Genomic DNA, 22923 nt, shown 5'->3' with positions numbered 1-22923 from the left:
CCGCTGCGCACTTTTCCTGGAAATGCTCTAGCATGGCGCGAGCGTCGTTTGAAGCTGCCGGGTCAATTCGCCAGCCGCGGCGTAGTCAGGGAAAAGATGGAGCGGACGCGCGCCGCGATATCCTCGGCCATCAGCTCATCCGCCGTGGCGGGATCGGGAGCGGTGGTTTTAGTCTCGAAAGACGCCATGGCGACCACCGCGCCGCCGTCCAATGCCGCGGCGTCGATGTTGACCTTGGCGCTGTTGCGATCACGGTTGAAACCACGCGCCCTGCGGACATCGGTCAATCGGACCGTAATTGCGACCTGTGGCAAGGGTTGACTATAGGTCGTTGCGGCAATCGCCGCATTCACGCGATCGTTGACGGCGGCGACCAGCGCTGGCGATACCGGAGGCAAGGCCTGATCGGCGACGACACTCGCACTGCGTACGGCATAGGTTGGAGGCGGAGGGTCGACGGACCAGCTTGAGCAGGCTGCCAGAGCCAAACATCCCACGAGCGCCGAAGCGGCACCCGACTTCAACCACGACATGATATCCGTCCAGACCTACGAACTTGCAAGATACGAAGATCGCTATAAAGGACTGGAAATCAACAATGTTCAACTGCGAAGCGCGGAAAAAACATCGGTCGCGGCCTGAAATTCCTCAAAACGCTGTGCACGACGCAGTTCGGCCTCTTCGTCGCTGCCCCAGTGCTCGATCGTCCAGTCCTCATCGAGATGGGCAAGCGACCAGACGTCGGTGAGTGGCAGAAAACCTTCGGCGAAAGCAAGCGCCAGGATCGCCGAGCCGGTGAGCGTCGTGATCGTGTGCAGGCTCGCAAGCTCCATCGGCGTGGAGTATTTGCGCAACGCAGCGGCGAAGGCTGCGATGGCTTCGCCAGGCTGTTCCTGATGCATGACGCCTTCGGCCAGGATGAAGCGGGCGCCGATGTCGCGCGCCACCCATTCGATCACCGGATCCCAGCGTTCCGAATGCCGTTCGACGAGCCGCTCAGGCCCGTCGGCGCGGTAGCAAAGCAGGTCGCTGCCGGAGAAACGGACGATCTCGTCGAACACGGCCTCGCTCTCCGTCTCAACACCGTCGATAGCGGTGTTGACGAGGCGCGTTACCGGCATGGTGGCCGGATCGATCACGTCGACCTGCCGCGCCCATTCGGCAGCCACCAGCTTGGCAAGGGCTTCCGTCGGCAGGGCCAGGGAGTGCCGCGCCGGCGTCTTCACCACCTTGCCGTCGAGAGCGATGGCATGGTTGCCCTCTTCCTCGTTGATCGTCACGTCCTTGTAGAAGCGCTTGGGCAACGGCTTCTTCATCTGGATCTGCGCACGGCGGATCGGATCGGGATGGCTCAGGCCCTCGGAAACATCGTTCAACAGGTCGCGCATGACGTCACCTCAGAGAATATGGCTCAACAGGTCGTTCGGATGGTGTGCGATGGCATCGGCTCCGGCTGCCAGCAACTCCTCGACGGAAGCATAGCCCCAGGCGACGCCAATGGCAGTCGCACCCGCCGCCTTCGCCATTTGCATGTCGTAGATCGCATCGCCGATCACGATCGTGTCGTGCGGATCCATGCCGGTTTCGTCGCAGCATTCGGTCACCATCGCCGGATGCGGCTTGGACGGGCAATCGTCGGCGGTGCGCGAGACAATAAAATAGGGTGTGAAATCGTTGACCTCAAGGATATGGGACAGGCCGCGGCGGGATTTGCCCGTTACCGCGCCGATCAGCAATTCATCGCGGGCCGAAAGCATCTCGATCAGCGGCTTGATGCCGTCGAAGAGCGGCGTCTGCATGTCGGCCTCGTCCCGCACGTCGGGAAAAATCGACTTGTAATGCGCCGTCATGGCGATCGCCTCGTCATCGACATGCGGCTTGCCCTGCAGGCGGGCGATGGCGATGTCGAGCGTCAGGCCGATGATCGACTTGGTGGCCGAAACGTCCGGACGCTTATAGCCGAAGGCGACAAAAGTTCGCGCCATGACCTCGTGGATCAGCCGCGCACTGTCGACCAGCGTGCCGTCACAATCGAATAGGACCAGCTTCATTCGTCGTCCGGCTCCCCTGCCGATTCCATATCGAAACCGAGAAGGTTCCAGGTCTGCACCATATGCGGCGGCAAAGGCGCGGTGACGCGCAGGCGCCCGCCGCTCGGATGCGGGATATCGATATGGCGCGCATGCAGATGCAGGCGCTTCTGGACGCCGCCCGGGAAATCCCAGTTCGGATCGTCATCGAAATATTTGGGGTCGCCGATGATCGGATGGCCCATATGCAGCGCGTGGACACGCAACTGGTGGGTACGGCCGGTATAGGGCTCCATCTCCAGCCAAGCGAGGCTCTGCGCAGCGGTTTCGAGCACGCGATAGTAGGAAATGGCGTGATCGGCGCCCTCCTCCCCATGCTTGGCAATGCGCATGCGATCGCCATCCGGCGTCGCCTCCTTCACCAGCCATGTGGAGATCTTGTCCTCATGCTTGCGCGGCACGCCCTTGACCAGCGACCAATAGGTCTTCTTGGTGTCGCGCTCGCGGAAGGCCGCCGTCAGCTTCTGCGCGGCTCCACGGGTGCGGGCAACGACGAGCACGCCCGACGTATCGCGGTCGAGACGGTGCACCAGGCGCGGCTTTTCGCCTTTCTTGCTCGTCCAGGCCTCCAGCATCTTGTCGATATGACGCGTAAGGCCGGAGCCGCCCTGTACCGCAAGGCCGGCCGGCTTGTTCAGCACATAGACTTTGTCGTCTTCATGCAGAAGCATGCGCGCAAGAAGCTCGGCATCGCCGGAATGTTTGAGGTCATTGCTGGCAATAGGACCGCTCTTCAGGGCCTTTGCGTCGACATCGAGCGGCGGCACTCGCACGGTCTGCCCCGGCTGCACGCGCGCATCCGTCTTGACGCGGCCACCATCGACCCGCACTTGGCCCGAGCGCATCAGCTTCTGCAATTGCCCGAAGCCGAGGCCCGGAAAATGCACCTTGAACCAGCGGTCGAGGCGCATGCCGGCCTCGTCAGGCTCGACCTTAATATGCTCAATCCCGGCCATTCTTCTTCTTTCAAACATCGCGGCATGTCCCGGAAAATGCCGAACGCTCGTCGGACGGGGTCATGCGAATTCAAACGACGGGACAATCAGCCCCGCGGCCGGAGATTTCCTAGCCTTTTGACGTGGCTTTAGAGCATTTCGAGGAAAAGTGGAAACCGGAATTATACGGCAGGATAATTTTCTGGCTCAGTTTCCCCTAGCCGAGACGACGGGCAGATTGACGTTGACCATACCAGCCTTGTCGAACATCAGCATCACGGGCACCGTGCCGCCCTGCTTGAAAGGCGCCTTAACCTGCTTGAACATCATGTGCATCGTGTTGGGCGCAAGCGTCACAGTGGCGCCGGCGGGAATGGCGACGCCGCCCTTGATTTCGCGCATCTTCATGATCTCGCCGTCCATCTTCATCTCATGCAGTTCCACCTTGCCGGCGGACGACGAGGTCACGGAGGTCAGCTTGTCATCGGTCTTGCCACTGTTGTGGATGGTGATGTAGCCGCCGCCGACGGGCTGGCCAGGAAGCATGGCGCGAACATAGCCGCCGCTGATATCGAGATCGCCAAGCTTGGCGACGGCAGAGCCTGAAGGTGCTGCGCCGGCATCCATATGCATTCCAGGCATAGACTTCATCGCGCCGCTGTCCTGCGCCATCGCCCCGCTTAGGGACAGTGAAAATGCGCCAATCGAAATCAGCAGTGCGGCGGCGTAGTTGCGGTTCATCTTCATCTCCTGCCCGGCTCCTCAATCGACCAGAAGGGATAACCTCTCCAGTCTCTATTGCAAAGGCCAGTAATCGTTGCCAAACGCAGGATTGATCGGCGCGACAAAAATTTGTTCAGCGGCGACATTTGCCCCTTGCCATCTCTGACCGGGACCGGATAATGGCAACTGACCTTGTTGGGAGAATCCGGCGCAAGCCGGTGCCGAAGGAGCAACCGCCCCGGAAACTCTCAGGCCAAAGGACCAGCAAGGGGCAGACGGAACTCTGGAGAGAAGCGCGCAAGCGTTCGCCGAAGGGATAACAATCTCAGGCAAACAGACAGAGGGGGCTCATCGTCAGGCGCGCTTGCGCCGAAATTGTGAGCTCTGCGCCTCGAAACGGCGCAAAACCCGGAGGCGTCATTTGGACGAGACCGCTGCCCTCAAGACAACACCACTTCACGCCCTGCATCTGTCGCTCGGTGCCCGCACGGTGCCGTTCGCCGGCTATGACATGCCCGTGCAATATGCGCCCGGCGTGCTGAAAGAACATCTTTGGACCAGATCTTCCGCCGGCCTGTTCGACGTGTCGCATATGGGTCAGGTGACAATCCGCGCCCGCTCCGGCAAATATGAGGATGCGGCACTGGCGCTCGAAAGCCTGGTGCCGGTCGATATTCTCGGGCTTGCCGAAAATCGCCAGCGCTACGGCTTCTTCACCGACGATAACGGCGGCATCCTCGACGATCTGATGATCGCCCATATGGACGACTATCTTTTCGTCGTCGTGAACGCCGCCTGCAAAGAGCAGGATTTCAAACATCTTCAAGATCATATAGGCGATAGCTGCGAAGTTACATTACTCGATCGCGCCCTCATCGCCCTGCAGGGACCACGCGCCGTCGACGTGCTTGCCGAGCTCTGGGCCGATATCGCCTACATGAAGTTCATGGATGTGCGCCATTGTCGCCTCCACGACGTTTCCTGCCTCGTGTCGCGCTCCGGCTATAGCGGCGAAGACGGCTTCGAAATCTCCGTACCGGCGGATAAGGCCGAAGATATCGCCAAGCGGCTGCTGGAGCACCCGGACGTCCAGCCCATCGGCCTTGGCGCCCGTGACTCGCTCCGCCTCGAGGCCGGCCTCTGCCTCTACGGCAACGACATCGACGAGACGACGACGCCGATCGAAGGCGCCCTTGAATGGGCGATCCAGAAGGCCCGCAAGACCGGCGGCGCACGCGCCGGCGGCTTTCCCGGCGCAAGCCGCATTCTTGCCGAACTCGATGGCGGTACCGCGCGCCGCCGCGTCGGCCTGAAGCCCGAGGGCAAGGCACCGGTGCGCGGTCACGCCAAGCTTTATGCCGATGCTGAAGGCAAGACGGAAATCGGCGAAGTCACCTCCGGCGGCTTCGGCCCGAGCGTCGAATCTCCCGTTGCCATGGGCTATGTGCCGACCGAATTCACCGCTCCCGGCACCATCGTTTACGCCGAAGTGCGCGGCAAATACCTGCCGGTCGCCGTCAGCGCCCTGCCTTTCATCAAACCCACCTACAAACGCTGAACGTCTTTTCCAGAGAGGATTATCCATGCTGAAATTCACCGAAGAACACGAGTGGCTGAAGGTCGAAGGCGATGTCGCAACGGTCGGCATCACCGCGCATGCGGCCGAGCAGCTCGGCGATCTCGTTTTTGTGGAATTGCCCGAAGTCGGCGCCAGCTTCTCCAAGGGTGACGACGCGGCAACCGTCGAATCCGTCAAGGCGGCATCGGAAGTCTATTGTCCGCTCGATGGAGAAATCACCGAAGTCAACGAAGCCATCACCGCCGATCCGGCCCTCGTCAATTCCGACCCGATGGGTGCCGGCTGGTTCTTCAAGCTCAAGCTGAAGAATATGAGCGATGTCGATGGTCTTCTTGATGAATCCGGTTACAAGGAGCTGATCGGATAATGACGACGCCTACGGAATTCACATTCACCGACTACCAGCCATACGATTTCGCCAATCGTCGCCATATCGGCCCGTCTCCCTCCGAGATGACCGATATGCTTCGCGTCATCGGCTACAACAGCCTCGACGGCTTGATCGATGCGACGCTGCCGCCGGCGATCCGCCAGAAGACGCCGCTCGCCTGGGGCGCGCCGATGACGGAGCGCGAGGCGCTCGACAGGCTGCGCGAGACCGCCAATAAGAACAAGGTCTTGGTTTCGCTCATCGGCCAGGGCTATTACGGCACGATCACGCCGCCGGTCATCCAGCGCAATATCCTGGAAAACCCGGCCTGGTACACGGCCTATACGCCGTACCAGCCCGAGATCAGCCAGGGCCGCCTCGAGGCTCTGCTGAACTACCAGACGATGATCAGCGACCTCACGGGTCTCGACGTCGCCAATGCATCCCTGCTCGACGAAGCGACCGCCGCTGCCGAAGGCATGGCGATGGCGGAACGCGTCGCGAAATCGAAGGCAAAAGCCTTCTTCGTCGATGCCGAATGCCACCCGCAGACCATCGCGCTGATCAGGACGCGCGCCGAGCCGCTCGGCTGGACCGTCATCGTCGGCAATCCGTTTACGGATCTCGATCCGGTCGACGTCTTCGGCGCGATCTTCCAGTATCCGGGCACGCATGGTCACATCAACGATTTCACCGGTCTGATCGCACGCCTGCACCAGACTGGTGCAATCGCCATCGTGGCGGCCGACCTCCTCTCCCTGACGCTGCTGAAATCTCCCGGCGAAATGGGCGCGGATATTGCCATCGGCTCCTCGCAGCGCTTCGGCGTTCCTGTCGGCTATGGTGGTCCGCATGCCGCCTATATGGCGGTCAAGGACGACTACAAGCGCTCCATGCCGGGCCGTCTCGTCGGCGTTTCGGTCGATGCGCGCGGCAATCGCGCCTATCGCCTGTCGCTGCAGACGCGCGAACAGCACATTCGCCGCGAAAAGGCGACGTCGAATATCTGCACCGCCCAGGTCCTGCTTGCCGTTATGGCTTCCATGTATGCAGTCTTCCACGGCCCGCAGGGCCTGAAGGCGATCGCCCAGCAGGTCCACCAAAAGGCCGTCCTGATGGCCAAGGGGTTGGAAAAGCTCGGCTATACCATCGAGCCGGAAAACTTCTTCGACACCATCACCGTCGAGGTCGGTCACATGCAGGGTCTCATCCTGCGCGCGGCCGTGGCCGAAGGCGTGAACCTGCGCAAGGTCGGCGAGACGAAGATCGGCATGAGCCTGGACGAGCGCACCCGCCCGGCAACGGTAGAAGCCGTCTGGCGCGCCTTCGGCGGCGATTTCCGCATTGCCGATTTCGAGCCATCCTATCGCCTGCCGAAGGGCCTGCTGCGCACCAGCGAATACCTGTCGCATCCGATCTTCCACATGAACCGCGCCGAAAGCGAGATGACGCGTTACATCCGTCGTCTCTCCGACCGCGACCTGGCGCTCGACCGTTCGATGATCCCGCTCGGCTCCTGCACCATGAAGCTCAATGCGACGGCGGAAATGCTGCCGATCACATGGCCTGAGTTTTCGGATATCCATCCTTTCGTGCCGGCCGACCAGGCGCTCGGCTACCGCGAAATGATCGATGATCTGACGGACAAGCTCTGCGCCATTACCGGCTACGACGCCTTCTCCATGCAGCCGAACTCCGGCGCGCAGGGCGAATATGCCGGCCTCCTGACCATCCGCAACTACCACATAGCCAACGGTCAGGGTCATCGCGACATCTGCCTCATCCCGACCTCCGCGCACGGCACCAACCCAGCTTCGGCGCAGATGGCGGGCATGAAGGTCGTGGTCGTCAAGGTCAGCGACGACGGCGATATCGACATGGCCGATTTCCGCGCCAAGACCGAGCAATATGCCGACAACCTCTCCTGCTGCATGATCACCTATCCTTCGACGCACGGCGTCTTCGAGGAGACGGTGAAGGAGATCTGCGATCTCGTGCACAAGCATGGTGGTCAGGTCTACCTCGATGGCGCCAACATGAACGCCATGGTCGGCCTCTCGCGTCCGGGCGATATCGGCTCCGATGTCAGCCACCTGAACCTGCACAAGACCTTCTGCATTCCGCATGGCGGCGGCGGCCCCGGCATGGGCCCGATCGGCGTCAAGGCTCATCTGGCATCCCACCTGCCCGGTCATCCGGAAACGGACGGCCGCAACGGTGCGGTCTCGGCGGCAGCCTTCGGTTCGGCCTCCATCCTGCCGATCTCCTGGAGCTACTGCCTGATGATGGGTGGCGAAGGCCTGACGCAGGCGACTAAGGTGGCGATCCTCAACGCCAACTATATCGCTGCCCGGCTCAAGGGCGCCTATGACGTCCTCTATAAGTCGAAGGCAGGACGTGTCGCGCATGAATGCATCATCGACACGCGTCCGCTGGTCGCAAGCGCCGGCGTGACGGTTGACGATGTCGCCAAGCGCCTCATCGATTGCGGCTTTCACGCGCCGACCATGAGCTGGCCGGTTGCCGGCACGCTGATGATCGAACCGACCGAATCGGAAACGAAGGCCGAGATCGACCGCTTCTGCGAGGCGATGCTGGCGATCCGCGAGGAAGCCCGCGCCATCGAAGGCGGTCGCATGGACAAGACCGACAATCCGCTGAAGAACGCTCCGCACACGGTGGAAGACCTCGTCGGCGAATGGGATCGCCCCTATTCGCGTGAACAGGCCTGCTTCCCGCCCGGCGCCTTCCGCGTGGACAAATACTGGTCCCCGGTCAATCGCATCGACAATGTCTATGGCGACCGCAACCTGATCTGCACCTGCCCGCCGCTGGAATCCTACGCCGAGGCAGCCGAGTAGAATTTTTGAAAAAAAGTGAAGCGGTTCAGTCGCTTCGCCGGAAACAGACATAAATCTATTGTGAAACTTGTCTATGAAAACGCCGCGTGTCCGAACGGATGCGCGGCGTTTTTTATGACGCGGCAATGGCGCCTTGGAATTCAGATTTATGCCGGAACAACCGGAATTTCATTTCGTCGCCGGGGGGCGAGCGGAGGCTTGCTTGCGGATGCGATCACGCTGCAACGCCCGCGTAAGGCTGCTTGCCCTGCCCCGATTCTGGTCGGCTTCCCCAATGGGGGCACCATGGCCGCATCGGCTCCGCGGCGGGAATCATCCGCGATTGGCTTGTACGGAAAGGCATATGACATGAATCAGGAGATTTTCTTGGACGCGGACAATCCCGACGGCTACATCGCGGCGGCCTTTGCAACGGACGATCCGTCCTCTATCGCCAGAGCATTGGGCGAAGTCGCCCGCACGCGCAACATGAGCAAGCTCGCCAAGGATGTCGGTATGAACCGATCCGCACTCTACCGGGCTTTGAGCGGTGACGGAAATCCGGAATTCGCGACGATCCTGAAAGTCGTCAAGGCGTTGGGCCTCAAGCTGACACCGGTGCCGGCGGCAAACTACCAGATCACTTTGGACAATTCGGAAAGAACTGTGTTGCCGTAGTCCGAGTCCTTCATGCTGAATTCCGCCTCGCCGGAGACCAGATTGAAATTGAAATAGACCTCGGCTGACTCTTCGCCGAGGAAGAGTTTGGTGGCATACCAATCTCCTGGCCTGCCACCGAAGCCGCCGTCGGGAAGACGTGTGGTCGCAGCTCCGAGAAATGCTATGCCGAACGGCAGAGTTTCAAGCTTGGCGTCTGACGAGCTGGGCGCATTTGCTGCCAATGCTTTGGCCAATTGCTCGAAGAATCGCGCCGGCCGAGAACCGTTAACGTGGCGGAATTCGCCACGCAAGAAACTGATTGGTCCTCCTGTCTCAGCACTTCCCTCCGAGGCGCCGTCCTTTTCACGCGGCCCCTGAATTTCGATGATGAACTTGGTCTGGTCTTCGCCTTCACCAAAGCTGGCCATCAAGGCGAGCATTTCCGGATCCGAGCCGGGGGGCCGCAGAGCAATCGTGAAGGGAAGAGGTCCGGGAAAATCACTATCGGGCGGGAGTGGCACCTCGGCACGGTTCTGTGCCGACAGCAATGCCCCGACTGGCAGAATCAGTATGGAGCGCCGTGTGATTTTCCACATTTTGAGATAACAAACACTGTCGGTCCGTTAGATGGCCTGCGCGGCCTGGCGTTGCGCGGCAAGCGCAGCGAGATCGGCAGGCTTCAATTCGACGGATTCACCGCAGCCGCAGGCCGATGTCTGGTTCGGATTGGTAAAGATGAAGCCCGAGCGCAGCGTGGTGACTTCGAAATCCATTTCCGTGCCGAGCAGATAAAGCACGGCCGACGGCTCGACCCAGACCTTGGCACCATCGCGCTCGATCAGGTCGTCCTTCGCATTCGGCTCGGTCACCAGGTCGATCGTATATTCCATGCCGGCACAGCCGCCCTTCTTGATGCCGACGCGAACGCCCTTGGCATCGGGGCCAGAATTCTCGACGATCGCCTTGACGCGGGCTGCCGCCGCATCCGTCATGCTCATGACTGCAAAGCCCATGGGCTCATTCTCCTTCCGCAACCGGGGTCAAGATCCGGCGCTTCGAGTCTTAATGTAAAGCCGGCGGCTTAAAGCTTCAATACCAGCCGACGGCAACCTGCGCTTCTTCCGACATGCGATCCGGCGTCCAGGGCGGATCGAAGGTCATGCTGACCTCGACGCCGGAAACGCCTTCGACGGCGCCGACGGCATTTTCGACCCAGCCCGGCATTTCGCCGGCAACCGGGCAACCGGGCGCGGTCAGCGTCATGACGATCTTCACCATGCGGTCGTCTTCGATATCGATCTTGTAGATTAGGCCGAGTTCGAAGATATCGGCTGGAATTTCCGGGTCATAGACCGTTTTCAGCGCGGAGATGATGTCGTCGCTGAGGCGTGCCAGCTCATCCTCGGGGATGCTGGAATGCACGATCCCTTCGCGCACATCGATCTTCTGTTCGCTTTCGTCGAGTGACATTGCTTGCCTCCTTAGGCAAAGAATTTCCGCGCATATTCCAATGCATCCGCCAAAGCATCCACCTCGGCGCGCGTATTGTACATGCCGAACGATGCACGGCATGTGGAGGTGACGCCGAAGCGTTTCAAGAGTGGCTGGGCGCAATGGGTGCCGGCACGAACGGCGACACCCTGCCGGTCGATCACCATCGAAACGTCGTGAGAGTGAATTCCCGCAAGCTCGAAGGAGAAGATTCCGCCCTTGCCGGGCGCCGTGCCGATCATGCGCAGCGAATTGATCTCCCGCAGCCGCTCGGCCGCATAGGCGGCAAGATCGGCCTCGTGGCGTGCGATCGCTTCCCGGCCGATGCTGTCCATGTAATCAAGCGCATAGCCAAGGCCGATCGCCTGGACGATCGGTGGTGTTCCCGCTTCAAAGCGATGCGGCGGCTCGTTATAAGTCACGTTTTCCTCGGTGACGTCGAAGATCATCTCGCCGCCGCCCTGGAACGGCCGCATCTCGGCAAGCCGCTCCTTCTTGCCGTAGAGCACGCCGATACCCGATGGACCGTAAAGCTTATGACCGGTCATGACGTACCAGTCGCAATCGATATCCTGCACGTCGACGGGCATATGCACCGCCCCCTGCGAGCCGTCGATCAGGACGGGAATGCCACGCTCATGCGCGATCCGGCACACTTCCTTCACCGGAACGACGGTTCCGAGCGCATTCGACATATGGGTAATGGCGACGAGCTTGGTGCGCTCCGTCAGGCTCTTCTCGAAATCTCCGATATGGAACGCACCCTCGTCGTCGACCGGCACCCAGACGAGCTTCGCACCCTGCCGTTCCCGGATGAAATGCCAGGGAACGATATTGGAGTGGTGCTCCATGATCGAGACGACGATCTCGTCGCCCTCACCGATTTTCGGCATGCCCCAGCCGTAGGCGACCGTGTTGATCGCTTCCGTCGAGTTCTTGGTAAAGACGATATCGTCCACCGATGGCGCATTCAGGAAGCGGCGCACCTTTTCGCGCGCTGCTTCATAGGCTTCCGTCGCGGCGTTGGACAGGAAATGCAGGCCACGATGCACATTGGCATATTCGTTCGAATAGGCATGCGAGATGGCATCGATGACGACCTGCGGCTTCTGCGCCGACGCGCCATTGTCGAGATAGACCAGCGGCTTGCCGTGCACCGTCTTCGCCAGGATCGGGAAATCCCGGCGAATCGCTTCGACGTCATAGGCCGTTGCCGGCACGATCTTGTCCACGAGCTTTGCCTCCAATCAGGCGTGCTTTTCCAGCCAGGCGGAAATAACGCCTTCCAGCGCCTCTACCAGGGCTTCGTCTTCCAGTTCCTCGACGATCTCGGCCACGAAGGCGTTGACCAGCATGGCCCGCGCCTTGTTCTTCGGGATGCCGCGCGCCATCATGTAGAAGAGATGGTTCTCGTCGATATCGGCAACCGTTGCGCCATGGCCGCACTGGACGTCGTCGGCGAAGATTTCGAGCTCCGGCTTGACGGAGAATTCGGCATCATCAGACATCAGCAACGTATTGCAAGCCATGCGTGCGTCGGTCTTCTGTGCATCGGGCGCAACTCGGATCATGCCCTGGAACACGCCGCGGGCGCGGTCGAACACCACGTTGCGGACGATCTCGGTCGATCCGGTATGCGGAACGTCATGGCCGAGCACCAGCGTCACGTCGGTATGGGTGTCGCCGCCCAAGAGGTTGATGCCGCGAATCGTCAGATCGGAGCCCTCGCCCGTCACCTTCACATGCAGCTCCTGGCGCACCAGCTTGCCGCCGGCATTGATAACGAAGAGCTTCAGCTTCGCATCGGCACCGAGATCGACGCGGATCTGACCGAGATGCGTGTCCTCGGACCCCTGCTCCTGCAGGATGATCCAGATCACTTCCGCACCCTTGCCGATCTTGATTTCGCTCACCGACGAAACGAGAGCGGCAGCGCCTTCGACCGCCTGATGGCGTTCAATGACCGTTGCCTTGACCTCGGCTCCGAAGGAAACCGGCAAGCGGCTGTGGATCTGCCCGCCGGCATGCACGAACTGCACTTCCAGCGGCGCTTCGAGTTCGGTGCCATCAGGAAAAACGATGACGTAGCCGTCGCGCACAAAGCTCGCATTGATGCGCCCGATAGCGTCATCCTTGTCGAGCGCTTCAAGCCCGGCGGCGGCCGTGCCATTGATCAGGCTGTCGGCATAGCGTCCGACCGTCAGGTTCTTGACGGCAGCCTTTTCGTTCGCCCTGCCCTGGAGGACGGCAAGAACCGGAGATCCGTCGACCGTCGGCGGCAACGCCTCCACGAGACCCTTGCCGATATCGCTCGGAACCAGGCGCAGCAGGTTCTTGAAATCGGTGTAATGCCAGGCCTCGACACGGCGTGTCGGCAGGCCCGCGGTCTTTAGCTCGTCCAGCAGGCGATCGCGAACGGCAAAAACTTCGCCGTCACCGGGCAGATCGCCCATCTGGTCGTTATACGCCTCGATCAGCGCCGTCTCCGCGGCGGTGAGGCGGTTCGTCGTCTGAATGTTCATCGACGTGTCCTTTCCGCCTCGATCAGGCTGCAGCTCCGATGATGTCGGCATAGCCGTTGGCTTCGAGCTCATGCGCCAGCGTCTTGTCGCCGGATTTGATCACTTGGCCCTTGTAGAGAACGTGAACGGTATCCGGAACGATGTAGTCGAGCAGGCGCTGATAGTGGGTGATGACGATCACGGCGCGATCAGGCGAACGCAGCGCGTTGACGCCGTCGGCAACGATCTTCAGCGCGTCGATGTCGAGGCCGGAGTCGGTTTCGTCAAGCACGCAAAGCTTCGGCTCCAGCAGCGCCATCTGCAGGATTTCGGCGCGCTTCTTCTCGCCGCCGGAGAAGCCGACGTTCAGCGGCCGCTTCAGCATGTCCATGTTGATCTGCAGCTTGCCGGCAGCATCCTTGACGCGGCGGATGAAATCCGGCGTCGTCAGCTCGTCTTCGCCGCGCGCCTTGCGCTGCTCGTTCAGAGCCACTTTCAGGAACTGCATGGTGGCAACGCCGGGGATTTCGACCGGGTACTGGAAGGCAAGGAAGATGCCCTTGGACGCACGCTCGGCAGCGTCGAGCTCCAGAATGCTCTCGCCGTTGTAGAGAATGTCGCCCTCGGTGACTTCATAGTCGCTACGGCCGGCGAGAATATAGGACAGCGTCGACTTGCCGGAGCCGTTCGGCCCCATGATGGCGGCAACTTCGCCCGCCTTCACGGTCAGGTTCAGGCCACGGATGATCTCGGTGCCGTCTTCGGCGATGCGGGCATGCAGGTTCTTGATTTCAAGCATTTTGGAATCCTATCGCAGGAATGAGTGTGCGGCGCGCGTGGCGCGCCAAAGCTAATTCTGGTTCGTGGACGTCAGCCGACGCTGCCCTCAAGCGAGATGCCGATCAGCTTCTGCGCTTCGACGGCAAATTCCATCGGCAGCTCCTGCAGGACTTCCTTGACGAAGCCGTTGACGATCAACGCGATCGCCGCTTCGGTCGGGATACCGCGCTGCAGGCAGTAGAACAGCTGGTCTTCGGAAATCTTCGACGTCGTGGCTTCATGTTCGAACTGCGCCGTCGAGTTCTTCGCCTCGATGTAGGGCACCGTATGAGCGCCGCACTTGTCACCGATCAGCAGCGAGTCGCACTGCGTGAAGTTACGCGCGTTCGACGCTTTGCGGTGAGCTGAAACCTGGCCGCGATAGGTGTTCTGCGAGACGCCGGCGGCGATGCCCTTCGAGACGATGCGGCTCGACGTGTTCTTGCCGAGATGGATCATCTTGGTGCCGCTGTCGACCTGCTGATGGCCGTTCGAAACGGCGATCGAGTAGAACTCGCCGCGGCTGTCGTCGCCGCGCAGGATGCAGGACGGATACTTCCAGGTGATCGCCGAGCCGGTCTCGACCTGCGTCCAGGAGATCTTCGAGCGATGGCCGCGGCAATCGCCACGCTTGGTGACGAAGTTGTAGATGCCGCCCTTGCCGTGCTTGTCGCCCGGATACCAGTTCTGGACCGTCGAATACTTGATCTCGGCATCATCGAGCGCAACCAGCTCGACGACGGCTGCGTGCAGCTGGTTTTCGTCGCGCTGCGGCGCCGTGCAGCCTTCGAGATAGGAGACATAGGCTCCCTCTTCGGCGATGATCAGCGTGCGCTCGAACTGGCCGGTATTCTTCTCGTTGATGCGGAAATAGGTCGACAGTTCCATCGGGCAACGAACGCCCTTCGGCACGAAGACGAACGAACCGTCGGTGAAGACGGCCGAATTCAGCGTCGCATAGAAATTGTCCGTCGTCGGCACCACGGAGCCGAGATACTTGCGCACCAGCTCAGGATGCTCGCGGATGGCTTCCGAGATCGACATGAAGATCACGCCGGCCTTCTTCAGCTCTTCCTTGAAGGTCGTGACCACCGAAACGGAATCGAACACAGCGTCGACGGCGATCCTCGGCTTCTCGACGCCAGCAAGAATCTCCTGCTCGCGCAGGGGAATGCCGAGCTTTTCGTAGGTCTTCAGGAGTTCCGGATCGACTTCGTCGAGCGACTTCGGACCGGCGAACTTCTTCGGCGCGGCGTAGTAGTAGATGTCGTTGAAGTCGATCTTCGGATAATCGACGCGCGCCCATGTGGGCTCTTCCAGCGTCAGCCAGCGGCGATAGGCCTCCAGACGCCATTCCAGCATCCATTCCGGCTCTTGCTTCTTGGCGGAAATAAAACGGACAATATCCTCGGATAGACCCTTGGGAGCCTTGTCCATTTCGATGATGGTCTCAAAACCGTACTTGTACTGGTCCACGTCAATCAGGCGAACCTGATCGACCGTTTCCTGGACTGCAGGCATTTCGTTCTCCAATCTCGCCGGATCCAAGGTCCGGCAGCTTGTCAACGTTGCGGCAGACTTATGTCTACCCCCTATGTAGTCGGCCAAAAGGGACTTTTCATCCCGCTTGGCAAGCGGAAATTTCGGTTTCCGCAAATTTGTGGCCGTCAGGCCGCCGCACCCGTCAGCTTGCGCCTTCCCACGATGCGGGCAAACGCGGCAATTGCGCGATCAATATCCGCCTCGGTTGTGGTTTGCCCCAGCGAAATGCGGAGCGCCCCGAGCTTGGGATCGCATCCCATCGCCACGAGCACGTGGCTCTCGCCGACCTTGCCGGATGAGCAAGCGGAACCGGCTGATATGGCGACACCCTCGAGATCGAAGGCGATCTGCCCGGTTTCGGATTTCAGGCCCGGCAGGGTGAAAAAACTGGTATTCGGAACGCGCGCGCCCAGTTCCCCATGAATAATAATATCGGGCGCGTTTTGCCGCATGCCCTCTTCCAGCTGGCTCCGCAATTGAGCGATTGCGGCATTCCGGCCCTCAAACTCATCGAGCGCCGCAGCGGCTGCCGCGCCGAATCCGATGATGGCGAGCGTATTTTCCGTGCCGGAGCGATGGCCCTTTTCCTGCCCACCGCCATGGATCAGCGGCTTCGGCATGAGCACCTCGCCGCGCGAGACAAGGGCGCCGGCACCCTTCGGGCCGCCGATCTTGTGCGAGGATACGATGAGAAAATCCGCACCGATCGCATGGATATCGAGCGGAACGCGGCCGGCTGCCTGAACCGCATCCACGACAAACAGCCCGCCAGCGGCTTGAACAAGCTTTGCCGCTTCAACGACAGGCTGGAGAATTCCGGTCTCGTTATTGGCGAGCATGATCGCCACCATCGGCAGACCGGTCGTCTTGTCATGGGCTGATAGCATCGCCTCCAGCGCCGCAAGATCGACCGTACCATCCGCTGTCACCGGGATCTCGCTGACATTATCCTTGGCAAATCGTCCGCCTTCGCGCACGGCCGGATGCTCGACGGCGGATATGTAAAGACGGCTGATCGCAAGCGGCGTCCGCCCCATGCGGAATTCCGGCGTCAGCACCATATTGATCGCCTCGGTGGCGCCGCTGGTGAAAACGATATGCGCGGATTCGGCGCCCGTCAGGCTTGCAACTTGCCTCCGGGCGGCCTCGACAGCAGCCCGCGCCGCCCTACCTTCGCCGTGAACGGAATTGGGGTTGCCTTGAATATCCATTGCACGCAACATCGCATCGCGCGCCGCCGGATGAAGCGGCGCGGTAGCATTCCAGTCGAGATAGAGGCGTGTTGCCGCCATAATCGTCTTCCTGCGCGACTTTGCTTTGCTGCGGCCGGCTCATTTTCCTTGAAATTTCAGCCAGGCATGCCTTATGACACGTTCCACAAACCGTTGCACAAACAACGCGCGGAACACCGCATCAAGTTTCGAATTGTTCTAAACTGCGTTCTAGAAAATATGAGCGCATTCGTCAAGTCAACTTGCTGCGTGCCGTTAGGTTTGAACGCAGAAAAAGAAGAGCCGGAGTATCGATGCCCGAAGTAATTTTCAACGGCCCCGCGGGTCGCCTTGAAGGCCGCTATCAGCCCTCCAAGGAAAAAAGCGCCCCGATCGCCATTATCCTTCATCCGCACCCGCAGTTCGGCGGCACGATGAACAACCAAGTGGTCTACCAGCTCTTCTATATGTTCCAGAAGCGGGGCTTTACGACGCTCCGTTTCAATTTCCGCGGTATCGGCCGCAGCCAGGGCGAATTCGATCACGGCGCCGGCGAGCTTTCCGATGCGGCCTCGGCACTCGACTGGGTACAGAGCCTTCATCCAGACTCCAAGAGCTGCTGGGTTGCCGGCTATTCCTTCGGCGCCTGGATCGGCATGCAGCTGCTGATGCGTCGCCCCGAGATCGAAGGTTTCATGTCGATCGCGCCGCAGCCGAACATCTATGACTTCTCCTTCCTGGCACCCTGCCCGTCGTCCGGCCTGATCATCAATGGCGACGCCGACAAGGTTGCTCCGGAAAAGGACGTCAACGGCCTCGTCGAGAAGCTGAAGACGCAAAAGGGCATCCTGATCACGCACAAGATCGTGCCGGGCGCAAACCACTTCTTCAACGGCCAGGTCGAAACGCTGCTCGGCGAATGCGAGGACTATCTCGATCGCCGCCTAAACGGCGAACTGGTGCCGGAACCGGCCGCCAAGCGCATCCGCTAAGAAAAGCGGCCATTACCGGGCCATTCTGAAAGTTGGGCACAGGACCCCGTCGATCGTCATCGGCGGGTGATCCTGCATGCCGATCTTCCGCAAGACCCGTTGCGACGCAGCGTTTTGCGGATGGGTAAACGCGATGAATTGCCTGGCAAGACCACGCGCGAAGAACCATTGCGCCAGCGCGCCGGCGATCTCGGTCGCATAGCCGTTGCCCCAGCCATCCTTCTGAATGGAATAGCCGAGCTCGAACTCGCCCCGACCGCTTTCCTGATGAAAGCGCGAGAAGCCGGCACGGCCGATAAAGCGGCCGTCGTCGCGTCGCAGCATCTTGTATTTCGTCGTGCCATCGCGCGCCTGTTCGCCGAACCAGCTTTTCAGTCGCTCTTCGGCCTTCTCCAGCGTCCACGGCGCAGCTCCCGAAAGATAGCGCGTCGTCTCAATCGTCGAATGAAGCTGCCGAATCATCTCCGCATCGCCCTTGTCCCACATCGTCAGAACAAGGCGTGGGGTTTCGAGTATGACGACATCGCTCATCTGTCTGCCTTTTCCCGATTGCGATGAAACTGCGGCCCATGTTCAACCATGATGAGGTCCATACGGCAAGCCGCCAAACGCATAGGGCGCTCCGGCACTAAGGATGGGCTGAAGCTCAAAGGCCAAGGGCCGCATACGCGGCCCTCGGATCATCCGTTGAAATCGCGGATCAGTGACATGCAGGCAGGCCCGGAGCGCCGCACTTCTTCTTTTCCGGAGGCTTCTGCGGCGGAGGCGGAGGTAGTCTTTTCGCCTGCTGCTGCACGATCTTCGGCTGCGGTTGCGGCCTCGGTTGAGCCTGCGGCTTGGGCTCGGGCGCCCTCGTCTGGGCAGCGACATGAGGCACCGGCCTGGGTGGCGCGGCGGCGCCGTGAGGTTGGCTATTGACCCGAGGTTGGTTGTTGGTGACCGCCTTGGGCTTCGCCGGCGCCCTAGCGACCACGGCTGGCGCAGCCGGACTATGGGCGTTGGGCTTCGGTGCAGCGGCAACCGGATTCGGTTTGCCGCCCGGCGCTGCTTGCGGTGCCGGGGTCTTGGCAATCTGGTTTTGCCCCTTCACGGCAGGCGCATTGCCAACGCCCGGTAGTGGTTGCGCCTTGGCGCCGGGAAGCGCATGTGCGTGCGCGTTCGGTACAGGCTGAGGCTGTTGAGCCTGTTTCGCTTGAGCTGCACCAGGATTGACCGGCAGCTTGCCCGTGGCTGGCAAAGGTTGACCGTTGGCACCGGGAAGTGCGTGCGCGTTGGCATTTGTGCCTTGCCGGTTAGGTTGAGTGGCGACAGCCGGATTATGCACTGCATTCGGTGCGGCTCGCGGCGGTTGCCCCTGCTTCGTCTGAGCCGTTCCCGGATTAACGGGCAGCTTGCCGCCGGCCGGCAGCGGCTGGGCCGAAGGCGCGACCGCCGGAGCAGCTTCAGGCGCCGCCTTGGCCGCTGCTGCCGGATTCTGTTTTTGTAGAACCGCCGCCTTCTTCTGCACCGACGACGGCAGGGCAACATGCAACGCGGCGGCACCCGCTCCGGCAACGACGGCGGCGCCGGCAAGCTTCTGGCCCGTCGTCAGCCCGGGTGCGGCAGGTGCCGCACCATTTTCGTTGAGGACAGTATTGTTGTTGATGACCGTCGTGTTGTTCACGACCGTGTTGTGGATATTGTTGAAGATGATGTTGTTTTCGGGCGGCGCGATATCGCGCGGCGGCTCGACCCATCGCGGGACCGGAACGAAGACCGGCGCCGGCAGCACATAGACATCGACCGAAGGCTGCGGCGCCGCCAGCACGACGAAATCCGGCGGCGGTGGCGCCAGGAAGACGACGGGCGGCGGCGGAGCATAGCCAAAGTCGGCATCGTCGAAATAAAGCACGGGCCGGTCGACATAGACCACTTCCGGCGGTGGCGGCGGCGGAACGTCATACTCGATGACGGTGAAGGATGGCGGCGGTTCGATTGCGGCCTCGAAATGCTCCAGACGGCGGCGGGCATCCCAGACATGCGGACCGCGCGGATACCGTCTCAGATAGGACCAATAGGCCTCCGGCGTGTCCGCAACCCAGGTTTCGCGCCAGGTGATCGCCTCGCGGCGGGCGGCAATGATGGCGCGTACGCGTCTCGCCATGGAGTCGTTCGGATAGGCTGCGAGGAAATCCTCATAGCCCTGCAGCGTGTCGCGATCGAGCGCGGCGAAATAGGCATCCCGCTCGTCGAAATCACGGATCGCCTTTGTGCGGATTGCAGCATTGTCGTAGCCGGAAGCCTGAGGGGCAGGCGCATCGGGACCGCGATCGAAGAAGGTGAAGGCGTTCTTGAATTTCGAGGCATCCCAGGAGATCTGCGCACCCTTGGTCAGATCGCCGACACGCAGGCGCGTGCGGTCGAACACATCGCCGAGCGGCAAACCGCCGACGCGGATCATTTCCGCCAGCGCATGCGCATAGGAACCATAGGAACCGGCCTCCTGCGGCGCCACAGTGCCGGGCGCCGCATTGAAGGCGATCAGCTGGTTGGCGTCCGGATCGACCAGCGCCAGGCCACCGGCCAACGGCTGATTGGACTGCACGAACGGATTGGCTCTCGCCGCGTCGAGCACGACGATGCTGCCGCGATTGTTGATGGCCGCCAGCGATTTGGTGAAATCGGTCATCCGCAGGGCCTCGACCGGCACATCCGTGGCATTGGCGATTTGAGCATCCACGGGCACGAAATAATTATCGCCCTGATATTGCACGCCGTAGCCCGCCAGATAGACGAAAACGACGGTGTTGGGGCCTGACGCATTCGCTTTGGTCAGAAAATCCCTCATCGCATCGCGCAAGCCGTTCTGGTCGAGGTCGCGCGCGCCGATCACATCGAAACCGGCCGCCTGCAGCGTCTGCGCGATCAGGCCGGCATCATTGGCCGGTGTCGGGAGCGCGCCCGCCTTGTAGGCAGCATTGCCCACCACGAAAGCTATTCTCTTTTCGGGGGAACCTTGTGCTTCGGCCGGGCTCGCCGCAGCAATACCGGCCAAAACCAACATCATGGCAAAGAATGCCCAGATCGTCTTTTTGGATGACAATCCCATCATCGAGAGTAGAGGTGACATACCGGCTTCTTTCGCGAAACATGTGCACACGGGATCAATCAGAAATGACTAGGATTTGATTTGGGCGGATAGGCGGCATATTCCCGGCGGCTTGGCGGCGATGTCACGATCTATTCACGTTTAGATGCGCTCGTTTACAAATCCCGCCTCAATCGAAACTTGCCATCCGCGCCCACCAAAATGATGACGCGCCGGCAAATCGGTGCTAAACGCGCCTCCGCGATATTTAACAACAGCGACTTCGCCGCATCCTTCATCGATGCGGCCTCGAGAGACCAAGATCATGGCTGAATTCAAATCCGATTTCCTGCGCACTCTGCACGAGCGCGGCTTCATTCATCAGATTTCCGATGAAGCCGGCCTCGACGACCTTTTCGCCAAGGAAACGGTAACAGCCTATATCGGCTTCGATCCGACGGCATCGAGCCTGCATGCGGGCTCGCTGATCCAGATCATGATGCTGCACTGGATGCAGGCGACCGGTCACCGGCCCATCTCGCTGATGGGCGGCGGCACCGGCATGGTCGGCGATCCTTCGTTCAAGGACGAAGCCCGCCAGCTGATGACGATCGATACGATCGAGGGCAACATCGCTTCGATCAAGCGCTGCTTCTCGAACTACCTCACCTATGGCGATGGCCCGAAGGAGGCGTTGATGATCAACAACGCCGAGTGGCTGCGCTCGCTCAACTACCTGGAATTCCTGCGCGACGTCGGCCGCCACTTCTCGGTCAACCGCATGCTGTCGTTCGACAGCGTCAAGACGCGTCTGGATCGCGAGCAATCGCTGTCGTTCCTCGAATTCAACTACATGATCCTGCAGGCCTACGACTTCGTCGAACTGGCCAAGCGCTATGATTGCCGCCTGCAGATGGGCGGCTCGGATCAGTGGGGCAATATCGTCAACGGCATCGACCTCGGTCACCGCATGGGGACGAAGCAGCTCTTCGCGCTGACCTCGCCGCTGCTGACGACGGCATCCGGCGCCAAGATGGGCAAGTCCGCCACCGGCGCAGTCTGGTTGAATGCCGATCTGCTTTCGGCCTACGACTTCTGGCAATACTGGCGCAACACCGAGGACGCCGACGTCTCGCGCTTCCTGAAGCTCTACACGACGCTGCCTATGGACGAGATCGCCCGTCTCTCCGCCCTTGCCGGTTCGGAGATCAACGAGGTCAAGAAAATCCTTGCGACGGAAGTGACCGCGATCCTGCATGGCCGCGCGGCGGCCGAACAGGCAGCCGAAACGGCGCGCAAGACCTTCGAGGAAGGCGGTCTGTCCGAAAACCTGCCGACGATCGATGTTCCCGCTTCCGAGCTTGAAGCCGGCATCGGGCTTCTCTCGCTGATCGTGCGTGCCGGCCTTGCCGCTTCCAACGGCGAGGCTCGCCGCCACGTTCAGGGGGGCGCGGTTCGTATCAACGACGAAGCCGTCAGCGACGAACGCAAGATCATCGGCGGCGGCGAGATGACGGCCGACGGCATCATCAAGCTATCGCTTGGCAAGAAGAAGCACATCCTGATCCGCCCGGCCGCCTGAGTGGTCGACCCGCTTCTGAATAAACAAAGCCGGCGTCCCCTCGCCGGCTTTTTTCTATTTTTGCACGCACGGCGCTATCAATCGGATGGCGTCATCGGAACTAATTTAATTCCTCCAATGTCGGATCGAGGAATGCTCGTTCGTCCTCTTTTATGAATCCTAACGTAGGAGGAGGTGGACCATGGATGAATTGCCGGTCATCAAGACGAGGCGCAAAGGCCGAAGTCTCACGCAGAGCATGCTGATTCCAAGCGAGGAAATGGTCGCCCATGCGCTTTGGGCGGCGCCCGCGGGTCGAGTATCGGATCTGGGCGGACTGCGGCAGTCGCTTGCCAAACAATATGGTGCCGACGCCTGTTGCCCTGTCACCGTTCAGCGACACTTGGTGCGGATCAGCGAAGCCGGCAACGCTCCGTTCTGGCGCGTAGTGAATCCCGATCGACCATTCGCCCGGCGCATGAGCGGCGGACCGGAACGCATACGCCAGCAATTGGCGGCGGAAGAATGATGTTTTGAGCAAA

At 60.9% G+C, this 22923-nt stretch carries 22 protein-coding genes and 2 riboswitches; of the genes, 7 read left to right on the top strand and 15 right to left on the bottom strand.

The window, feature by feature from the left end; genetic code table 11:
* Nucleotides 1-62: 62 nt before the first annotated feature.
* From HGP12_RS01905 to HGP12_RS01885, 5 genes are all read right to left on the bottom strand, one after another.
* On the bottom strand, nt 63-533 hold the full coding sequence (locus tag HGP12_RS01905; RefSeq protein WP_168838858.1) for a hypothetical protein: 471 nt from the start codon (nt 531-533) through the stop codon (nt 63-65).
* A 69-nt stretch (nt 534-602) separates the two neighbouring features.
* The gene (locus HGP12_RS01900; RefSeq protein ID WP_168838857.1) at nt 603-1388 is read right to left on the bottom strand and encodes an ATP12 family chaperone protein; all 786 of its coding nucleotides are present in this window, start codon (nt 1386-1388) and stop codon (nt 603-605) included.
* Nucleotides 1389-1397: 9 nt separating this feature from the next.
* Entirely contained in the window at nt 1398-2051 is a 654-nt protein-coding gene (locus tag HGP12_RS01895) for an HAD-IA family hydrolase (RefSeq protein ID WP_168838856.1), read from the bottom strand.
* On the bottom strand, nt 2048-3046 hold the full coding sequence (locus tag HGP12_RS01890; protein WP_168838855.1) for an RluA family pseudouridine synthase: 999 nt from the start codon (nt 3044-3046) through the stop codon (nt 2048-2050). The genes HGP12_RS01895 and HGP12_RS01890 overlap by 4 nt, the downstream gene beginning before the upstream one ends.
* A gap of 186 nt (nt 3047-3232) precedes the next feature.
* Nucleotides 3233-3766 carry a copper chaperone PCu(A)C gene (locus tag HGP12_RS01885; protein WP_168838854.1) on the bottom strand — a complete coding sequence of 178 codons (534 nt, stop codon included), beginning with the start codon at nt 3764-3766 and terminating at the stop codon, nt 3233-3235.
* A gap of 168 nt (nt 3767-3934) precedes the next feature.
* Nucleotides 3935-4018: riboswitch (glycine riboswitch) on the top strand.
* A 3-nt stretch (nt 4019-4021) separates the two neighbouring features.
* Nucleotides 4022-4099, top strand: a riboswitch (glycine riboswitch).
* 70 nt (nt 4100-4169) lie between these two features.
* Between HGP12_RS01885 and gcvT the strand changes: the two genes are divergently transcribed.
* The 4 genes from gcvT to HGP12_RS01865 all read left to right on the top strand — a co-directional run bounded on the left by gcvT (nt 4170) and on the right by HGP12_RS01865 (nt 9215).
* Nucleotides 4170-5306 (top strand): glycine cleavage system aminomethyltransferase GcvT, encoded by a 1137-nt coding sequence (gene gcvT, locus HGP12_RS01880; RefSeq protein ID WP_168838853.1) that lies wholly within the window; start codon nt 4170-4172, stop codon nt 5304-5306.
* Between the two features lie 25 nt (nt 5307-5331).
* The gene (gcvH, locus tag HGP12_RS01875) at nt 5332-5694 is read left to right on the top strand and encodes a glycine cleavage system protein GcvH (protein ID WP_168838852.1); all 363 of its coding nucleotides are present in this window, start codon (nt 5332-5334) and stop codon (nt 5692-5694) included.
* On the top strand, nt 5694-8558 hold the full coding sequence (gene gcvP / locus HGP12_RS01870; protein WP_168878669.1) for an aminomethyl-transferring glycine dehydrogenase: 2865 nt from the start codon (nt 5694-5696) through the stop codon (nt 8556-8558). Before gcvH ends, gcvP begins: the two co-directional genes overlap by 1 nt.
* 348 nt (nt 8559-8906) lie before the next feature.
* Complete coding sequence (locus HGP12_RS01865) at nt 8907-9215, top strand: addiction module antidote protein (protein WP_168839168.1); 309 nt, start codon at nt 8907-8909, stop codon at nt 9213-9215.
* Here HGP12_RS01865 and HGP12_RS01860 read toward each other — a convergent pair.
* The 8 genes from HGP12_RS01860 to HGP12_RS01825 all read right to left on the bottom strand — a co-directional run bounded on the left by HGP12_RS01860 (nt 9170) and on the right by HGP12_RS01825 (nt 16842).
* A complete protein-coding gene (locus tag HGP12_RS01860) occupies nt 9170-9793 on the bottom strand; it encodes a hypothetical protein (RefSeq protein WP_168838850.1) in 624 nt (207 codons plus the stop codon). The genes HGP12_RS01865 and HGP12_RS01860 overlap by 46 nt on opposite strands.
* A 27-nt stretch (nt 9794-9820) precedes the next feature.
* Nucleotides 9821-10210 carry a Fe-S cluster assembly scaffold SufA gene (gene sufA / locus HGP12_RS01855; protein WP_168838849.1) on the bottom strand — a complete coding sequence of 130 codons (390 nt, stop codon included), beginning with the start codon at nt 10208-10210 and terminating at the stop codon, nt 9821-9823.
* A gap of 76 nt (nt 10211-10286) precedes the next feature.
* Nucleotides 10287-10667, bottom strand: coding sequence for an SUF system Fe-S cluster assembly protein (locus tag HGP12_RS01850; RefSeq protein WP_120664094.1), 381 nt, complete (start codon nt 10665-10667; stop codon nt 10287-10289).
* Between the two features lie 11 nt (nt 10668-10678).
* Nucleotides 10679-11920: a cysteine desulfurase gene (locus HGP12_RS01845; protein ID WP_168838848.1), complete on the bottom strand. Its 1242-nt coding sequence runs from the start codon at nt 11918-11920 to the stop codon at nt 10679-10681.
* A 15-nt stretch (nt 11921-11935) separates the two neighbouring features.
* The gene (sufD, locus tag HGP12_RS01840) at nt 11936-13210 is read right to left on the bottom strand and encodes a Fe-S cluster assembly protein SufD (RefSeq protein ID WP_168838847.1); all 1275 of its coding nucleotides are present in this window, start codon (nt 13208-13210) and stop codon (nt 11936-11938) included.
* A 22-nt stretch (nt 13211-13232) separates the two neighbouring features.
* On the bottom strand, nt 13233-13988 hold the full coding sequence (sufC, locus tag HGP12_RS01835; RefSeq protein ID WP_047633180.1) for a Fe-S cluster assembly ATPase SufC: 756 nt from the start codon (nt 13986-13988) through the stop codon (nt 13233-13235).
* Nucleotides 13989-14059: 71 nt separating this feature from the next.
* Nucleotides 14060-15529 carry a Fe-S cluster assembly protein SufB gene (sufB, locus tag HGP12_RS01830; RefSeq protein ID WP_168838846.1) on the bottom strand — a complete coding sequence of 490 codons (1470 nt, stop codon included), beginning with the start codon at nt 15527-15529 and terminating at the stop codon, nt 14060-14062.
* 146 nt (nt 15530-15675) lie between these two features.
* Entirely contained in the window at nt 15676-16842 is a 1167-nt protein-coding gene (locus HGP12_RS01825; protein ID WP_168838845.1) for a cysteine desulfurase family protein, read from the bottom strand.
* A gap of 233 nt (nt 16843-17075) precedes the next feature.
* Here HGP12_RS01825 and HGP12_RS01820 point away from each other — a divergent pair, with 233 nt between their 5' ends.
* The gene (locus HGP12_RS01820; protein WP_168838844.1) at nt 17076-17753 is read left to right on the top strand and encodes an alpha/beta hydrolase; all 678 of its coding nucleotides are present in this window, start codon (nt 17076-17078) and stop codon (nt 17751-17753) included.
* Between the two features lie 12 nt (nt 17754-17765).
* Here HGP12_RS01820 and HGP12_RS01815 read toward each other — a convergent pair whose 3' ends face one another.
* Nucleotides 17766-18284 carry a GNAT family N-acetyltransferase gene (locus HGP12_RS01815; RefSeq protein WP_168838843.1) on the bottom strand — a complete coding sequence of 173 codons (519 nt, stop codon included), beginning with the start codon at nt 18282-18284 and terminating at the stop codon, nt 17766-17768.
* Nucleotides 18285-18453: 169 nt separating this feature from the next.
* A complete protein-coding gene (locus HGP12_RS01810; protein ID WP_168878668.1) occupies nt 18454-20862 on the bottom strand; it encodes a caspase domain-containing protein in 2409 nt (802 codons plus the stop codon).
* Nucleotides 20863-21145: 283 nt separating this feature from the next.
* Here HGP12_RS01810 and tyrS point away from each other — a divergent pair, with 283 nt between their 5' ends.
* Nucleotides 21146-22402, top strand: a complete 1257-nt coding sequence (tyrS, locus tag HGP12_RS01805; protein ID WP_168838841.1) for a tyrosine--tRNA ligase — start codon at nt 21146-21148, stop codon at nt 22400-22402.
* Nucleotides 22403-22583: 181 nt separating this feature from the next.
* Nucleotides 22584-22910: a hypothetical protein gene (locus tag HGP12_RS01800; protein WP_168838840.1), complete on the top strand. Its 327-nt coding sequence runs from the start codon at nt 22584-22586 to the stop codon at nt 22908-22910.
* The last annotated feature ends 13 nt before the right edge of the window (nt 22911-22923 follow it).

This window comes from Rhizobium sp. P28RR-XV, from assembly GCF_012641385.1.
Taxonomy (GTDB): Bacteria; Pseudomonadota; Alphaproteobacteria; order Rhizobiales; family Rhizobiaceae; genus Rhizobium.
This window is presented reverse-complemented; position numbering and strand designations above follow the sequence as displayed.